6 protein-coding genes are annotated in these 6,475 nt (G+C 35.9%); 1 reads left to right on the top strand and 5 read right to left on the bottom strand.

All coding sequences use genetic code 11. The features are described from left to right. Positions 1–1,102 (top strand): hybrid sensor histidine kinase/response regulator (locus tag F6K22_RS27120; RefSeq protein ID WP_293105241.1); only part of this gene is annotated, 1,102 nt, incomplete at its 5' end. Positions 1,103–1,420: 318 nt separating this feature from the next. On the opposite strand, the gene F6K22_RS27115 is transcribed toward F6K22_RS27120, so the two are convergent. From F6K22_RS27115 to F6K22_RS27095, 5 genes are all read right to left on the bottom strand, one after another. Continuing rightward, complete coding sequence (locus F6K22_RS27115) at positions 1,421–1,564, bottom strand: zinc ribbon domain-containing protein (protein ID WP_293105238.1); 144 nt, start codon at positions 1,562–1,564, stop codon at positions 1,421–1,423. Between the two features lie 88 nt (positions 1,565–1,652). Next, the gene (locus F6K22_RS27110; protein ID WP_293105244.1) at positions 1,653–2,333 is read right to left on the bottom strand and encodes an RNA-guided endonuclease InsQ/TnpB family protein; all 681 of its coding nucleotides are present in this window, start codon (positions 2,331–2,333) and stop codon (positions 1,653–1,655) included. Positions 2,334–2,641: 308 nt separating this feature from the next. Then, positions 2,642–2,767 (bottom strand): hypothetical protein, encoded by a 126-nt coding sequence (locus tag F6K22_RS27105; protein WP_293105235.1) that lies wholly within the window; start codon positions 2,765–2,767, stop codon positions 2,642–2,644. Positions 2,768–3,294: 527 nt separating this feature from the next. After that, positions 3,295–4,869, bottom strand: a complete 1,575-nt coding sequence (locus F6K22_RS27100) for a DUF4335 domain-containing protein (protein ID WP_293105232.1) — start codon at positions 4,867–4,869, stop codon at positions 3,295–3,297. Positions 4,870–5,675: 806 nt separating this feature from the next. Then, positions 5,676–6,263 carry a DUF3038 domain-containing protein gene (locus F6K22_RS27095; RefSeq protein ID WP_293105229.1) on the bottom strand — a complete coding sequence of 196 codons (588 nt, stop codon included), beginning with the start codon at positions 6,261–6,263 and terminating at the stop codon, positions 5,676–5,678. Between the last annotated feature and the right edge of the window lie 212 nt (positions 6,264–6,475).

Genomic DNA, 6,475 nt, shown 5'->3' with positions numbered 1-6,475 from the left:
CTTAAAAGCTAATCCAGAAACTAGAGATATTCCTGTAATTTTCATGACCGCTTTATCAGATACAGAAGATAAGATTACTGGTTTTGAAGTGGGAGCAGTGGATTACGTTACTAAACCAATCAAAATAAATGAGGTTTTAGCAAGAGTAAAAGTACATATACAACTGCGACAATTAACCAAAACATTAAAGAAACAAAATTCACTACTTCAAGAAGAAATTAAACAAAGAATAATAGCAGAAGCAAAGCTTAAAGAAGCATTACAAGATTTACAAGTAGCCCAAAAGGAGATTATTGCTCAAGAAAAACTTGCCTACTTAGGTACTTTAACTTCAGGTATTGCTCATGAACTTTGTAATCCTCTCAATTTTGTCCAGAATTTTGCTCAACTTTCGTCAGAGTTACTAGATGAATTTATGGAGGATTTAACTTTAGAAACAAATAAAATTGAATCGGAAAAATTTGAGAATTTTACAGAAATTTTCAATGAGCTAAAACATAATGCAGATGGAATTTATCAACATAGTAAAAGAGCTGAAAGGATTATTAGAATGATGGTAAAACACACACGACTTGATAGTAGTAAGTTACAATTTAGCAATTTGAATAATATTTTAACGGAATCATTGCAATTTGCTGGTCATAGTCTCTGGGAAAAACAGGATTTTCCGATAAAAATTCATACTAATTACGATGAGTCAATTGGTGAAATTTTTGTGTCATCTTCCGATATAATTCAGGCTTTTATGAATATGTTTGATAATTCCTATTGCGCTCTCAAGACTAAGTTAGAACAACAGGAATCGAGCAATCAAGATTTTACTCCCACTTTATCTGTACAAACCTGCAACTTAGGAGAAAAAGTAGAAATTCGGATCTATGACAATGGAATAGGAATAAACTCAAAAATTAGAGATAAAATTTTCGATCCATTTCTAACTACTAAACCACCTGGAGAAGGAATAGGTTTGGGTTTATCTCTCACTTATGAAATTATTGTTGGACAACATCATGGCAGTATTCAAGTGAAAACCAAACTAGGAGAATATAGTGAATTTATCATTGAAATTCCTGCCACAAAAAATATAAGTGAAGAAAACTAAATTATTGACTATTGTGCTTGAGTATCTCTATTCTTGTTGAGATTGGATTGGCGATACTACTGACGCAACCGTTCTTAGAAACCTACGATTATCTATATAAATCTATGATTTTCGTGCTTATAATCAGTTCTATTCTTGCTTCAGCCTGGCAAAGCCGGCGTTATCCAGTCCACAAGCTGCCACGGTCGTTCGCGTTAGCGGAGCGGAGCTCTTACTGACCGCCATAGCTAAATTCAACGCTCTTATCAAGTCTCGTTCGCGCACTTAGTTGCGGAGCAATCACAAATGAAATCACAATGTTTGCAATTGAACACTCTTTCAGATAAAGACAGAGACTCGCGATTCAGTTCCACACCTACTGCAAGTCTTAGAACTAGGAAACCATCTATCAACGATGATTAACTCAGAACCGTATAACTCACACTTGTAATCTAACTGTCTACGAAACTCATAAAAACCCATGTCAGCAACAGCCTTTGTAGGGGCATCTATGCGAATCGCCCCTACTTATGGTTAGCCATCATTCCTGATACATTAAGGTCTTCTATTACTATCTGGCTGTGGTTTTTAGCCGGCTGAAGTAGGCGCGTTTATGCAATGTATCTTTTCTGATGTTGGCTATCCTACTGTGTAGTCTAGCTACTTTTAGCTGTGCTTTTTTCCAGTTGTTCGAGAACTTAGTTTTATGCCTGTTTAAGTATTGCAGTCGTGATAGTAATGATTCTAACTTTCGGTAAGACTTAGCACCAACAAAAACTTCACCAGTAGATAACGTAGCTAATGATTTTACTCCTAAATCTACACCAACTACATCTATTGATTTTTCACTAATTTGAGGTATAGTTTCAAGATAGAAACTAACAAACCATCTACCTGCTTTTTTGCTAATAGTCACAGATTTAGGAATGACATGATCGGGCAAGATTTCAAATGTTTTAATCCATCCAATTCGAGGCAGTTTTATATGATTAAAACCTACCGATATTGAACCGTCCAAAGTGAAACTATCATCTCTACCTTTTTTCTTGAATTTAGGTTGACCAGACACTTTACTAAAACAACGTTTCCAAGCTAGAGATAAATATCTTAAAGCATATTGAGGTGCTGTTTTAGACACTTCGTAGTACCAAAAGTTCTTAGGTTTAACCATTGCTACTAAAAGCTTATGCAGGTCGATGGCAGTAGGAAATTTAAGTTTACTATCAGGATTATTGGAATTATGACTAAGGATATTTCTAGTTAACCATAATCCCCAATTCCAAGCGTGACGTTAGCGAAGCTATGCGCCAGCAAACTACAAAGCGCGTGTTTAGCCAGTAATGTTTTTTGCTGCTTTGTGGGGTGTAATTCAGCGCATGAATCCAAGTAGCATAAACAGATAATACCAGATTTTTATAGATAATACCAGATTTTAGCCAACAGTTACAAGCCCTCCGCGAATGCTGTAGCAAATTTTTGCCTACTATAACCTGCATCAGCTCAAACTAATTCCAACTCCCGTATGTGATATTAGTTCAGGATAATTACAGCATATTCATATCAGTTATACCATTTCTCATGCATTCTTGCTACATCTCCTTGAGAGTAGGGACGTTGCATGCAACGTCCGTACAGAGTAGGGAATAGGGAGTAGGGAGTAGGGAGTAGGGTTAAAAGACATAACATATTTTGATTTAATGCCGATAATCTTTACAAACATTACTGAAGCACTATTATTACTTAATAACTGAAGTTTCATCGGAAGTATAGCATTAATGCATGGGAATTGGTATTATACGAATGCTATACTTAGGTGACAGTTCAATTATTAAGTAATTAACAAGGGCTTTTGAAACTTTTTGATAATTATTAGCCACCTAATGTGTTAATTATTCTTATGTTTACTTCGGGCTTGGTGATTAAATATGAAAACTTTTATAAATAAAGGTTTTGGCTTTTTTAGGTACTGAAAAAGTGCAAGTTTTTAGATAGCTCTGGTTCAAAAAGGATCGCATTTTGGGTAATAATTAGGCAAAAAAATTACTCCCTATTACCCTATCTCCCCATCTCCCCATCCCCCCATCTCCTTAAAAAAGACTTTTGAGCGCAAACCCTACTTCTCCCCCACTCCCCTGCTCAAGAAAGTGTAGAAAAGTTTTTGAGAAATGGTATTAGGTACACCTGTAGCGCGCAATATCCCCGCACTACAAATACTAATTTAAAGACTCTAAAAAAGTCTTTACTTCACCATCTCGACTCAAAACCAATCGAATTTTAGCAGTCTTTCCACCCTCAATATTAGATACAAAAGCTTGTTCTTCTAGAGGCATATTTGTATTACCATAAAACTCAACCGATGCTCGACTAATAGGAGTTACCTTTTTCACAGAACCATCACCATTTAATAACAAACTATATTGCAAATCCTTATCTAAATCTGACGGCGGTTCCCAACTTTTTTCAAAGTATTCTCTCACCTCTGCCACTTGGGGAATTTTATCAAATAATGTAGATTTAGACTTCTTTTTTTCATTACTAGGTTCAACAGTAGTTGGGATATCACGGACTGCAACCGGATCTACATCCTGCAACGGGGGTAAATCAATTGCTCTCGGAACATTTATCGGAATACGACTCACATCGAAATAAGGTTCTACCCTTCTCCTATTAATATTTGGTAACGGAGCTTGATTTGGAGCAGGTTGAATTTGCAGATTTGGAGGCGGTTGCACAGGAGATATAGGTTGTAATGGTACTCCATAGTTAGGTATTGCTGCTGGAGGAATTGGCGGGGGTGTTAGTGGTGGTGCTGTGGGAATAGCGAATGTAGTAGTAGTTCCCTGGTTTTGGGGAGTCCGAGAAAAATCAGGTGGTGGTAGATTATTAGGAGCAGGTGGTGCTGGAGGATTTGGTGTAGGAAACAAAGGAGATGGTGTGGGAATCGGAGAAGGTTTGATTATAGTTGTTGTTGGTAAATTTGTTGGTGGTGTGGGTAATGGCGATGCAGGTACTGTTGGCGTTGGTAATGGAATAGGGGTTGGAGATGTCTGGGGAGGAATTGATTGATTATTATTGCTTGTCGGATCTGATGTAGCAATTTCTTCATCTTGCTGTTGCCGACTTATTACATAGCGGTTATAGAGTTTAATTCCGCCAGCAGTCAAACCAGCAGTAATTATAATTAGTATGGCAGTACGCAACCATTCGGGAATAGGTTTAACTTCACCATCAGACTGAAACTGAGGTAATTTCTCTAAATCACTTTGAGATTCATCTAGGGCGATCGCTAAGTCAAATAGTTGTAGCATACTCAGGGAAATAAGTTTTCCTGATTCTTTATTTGCCAAAGACCCCAAAAATAAATCATGGGTTAATAAGTCCCGTGGTTGCACATAGATATTTTGATTCTTTATCGGGGGTTGGGAATAAGGATTTACAATTTTAGCATCAGCAGTTTCGATAGTATATTCTGCGCTAGTTTCTTCCTGAATTTTTGTATAAGATGGTATGTTACCAGTGTTTTCTACTCCTGTATTTTCCATCTCTAAGGGTAAATTCGGAGACTCATTCAGAAATTCTTGCACATAAGTAGTAACAACTTTGTGGAGAGTATCCAGTTCACGGCGATCGCCCTTGACTGTAATATGCTCTGCTTCGGATACCCTTGGGTCATCAAAACTGAGACTAAAGCGTTGTTGTCTTGGTATACCAAACCATCTTAACAATGCTAAACCTCTAGCTGTCACTTTTAATGTACAAGTTGGGGGAGTGTAAGTTCGTGAAAACATTTGAATTAAATATCAATCTAAAATCATACCATCTACAGCTTTCAGCTATGACTACCTAAGTAAGAATTTTCTTCATTCTAAAACAATCAAGTTATACAAATTCTAGGAGTTAATACCGTTTCACGGAAGTCAAAATTCAAAAGTCAAAAGTTAAAAGTCAAAAACAAGATTTTATAGGCTCAAAACTTTGACGCGCTCAGTAATTTCAGAAAATTATTTCACATTGAAATTTTGAAACTATTTATGACATTTATAAAGTGAATTGGTATAAGTAAGAGAGTGGTCGGAGTTGCCATCTAACTTCGGGAGTCGGGATAGAGAAATTTATAGCATTTATTTTTACCAATGAGTTTTTGATGTTGTCAAGAGAAATAGCTCGTATTTCATAATATATACTCCCGCATTTGTAGGATTTTTTTATTCAATTAATATTAAATTATAGAGAACTAAGAATTAAGAAGTTTGACCAATAAATAAGGTGTTAAGCTTCCCCTTGGCTGCGCTCTACAAGGGGATAAAAAAGCAAATTTCGGATTTCAAACATCCAGCTTTACTGGAGGTACTGTTTTGCTATGCGACATATTTGCGGAGCATTCCGTAAGAAAAAAGGGAATATCCGACCTAGGAGGCTTTTCATGTGCGTAGCAAACTAATAACTGAAATGACCTCTATTGCTCTCACTAACTAATTCTTCTTAATTCTCTGAACATTTTTTCGTTCTATCAATTGATTTTATGTTTTTTTCCTTGCCACAATTTAGATTAATTATGATTTGTTAATGATGGGTTGATAGTATTGTTTTTTTATTAATATTTGAGGCTTGACAAAAGACGATTGCATCCTTGAGGAGCGCTATAAAATAACAAATCAACTAATAGCTTTAAAGCTAGTGTTTCTGGGTTATCTGGTGTCGTATTTTCACGATTCCAGTAATAATCTTGATACGCTTTTTTAAAGTTATAAAGATATTCTCTTAATAAAGTAACTGATTGAAGTTTACTATTTTGAGCGCCCATTTGTTCCATTAACGCCACTGCACGACGAATCAATGCTTGGTTTTGTTTTGCCAAGTGACAGATAACTAATATAAAACTCTGAGCTTCTTCTACTTTCAGAGGTTGATTTTGGGATACTACCTGTTTTTCTCCCTTCTCTTCTCCTACTGCTAGAGCAAGTTCATCAGCAATTTTGGGGGGTATATTTAATTTACTTGCTACTTGAATTATGGACTCAAAATTAAAACCTATTAAAACCTTGAGGGCTAATAGTGTCATGTCCAATTTTGTTCTAATCTTGTCTAATGGAACTGTTTTGGCCAGTGGAGGCTGGATATAATCTTGTCTCTGAGGAAGTACGAAAACTCTGGCATTACTGGGAGTTGCAGATATTACCATATTGTATACCTCTTAAAATTTAAAACTGAGCACGTCCATTGTAGTCTTAGTGAAGCAAATTGTGTCTACTGTGTAAAAAAATTTTTGTCCGGATATTTTTTTTAAAAAACAATAAAATTTAACAGTCTTTATATCATTTCAGGATAAACACTGATAAATAATTAGCAAGGAGTTAGGAATTGTAGTATTTCTCTGTTATCAATTATCCATTA

Source organism: Okeania sp. SIO2F4, from assembly GCF_010672385.1.
Taxonomy (GTDB): Bacteria; Cyanobacteriota; Cyanobacteriia; order Cyanobacteriales; family Microcoleaceae; genus Trichodesmium.
This window is presented reverse-complemented; position numbering and strand designations above follow the sequence as displayed.

Coding starts and splice junctions, on each gene's coding strand:
- F6K22_RS27115 (WP_293105238.1), bottom strand. CDS start 1,564: ATGGGTTTTTATGAGTTTCGTAGACAGTTAGATTACAAGTGTGAGTTA.
- F6K22_RS27105 (WP_293105235.1), bottom strand. CDS start 2,767: ATGTTATGTCTTTTAACCCTACTCCCTACTCCCTACTCCCTATTCCCT.
- F6K22_RS27100 (WP_293105232.1), bottom strand. CDS start 4,869: ATGTTTTCACGAACTTACACTCCCCCAACTTGTACATTAAAAGTGACA.
- F6K22_RS27095 (WP_293105229.1), bottom strand. CDS start 6,263: ATGGTAATATCTGCAACTCCCAGTAATGCCAGAGTTTTCGTACTTCCT.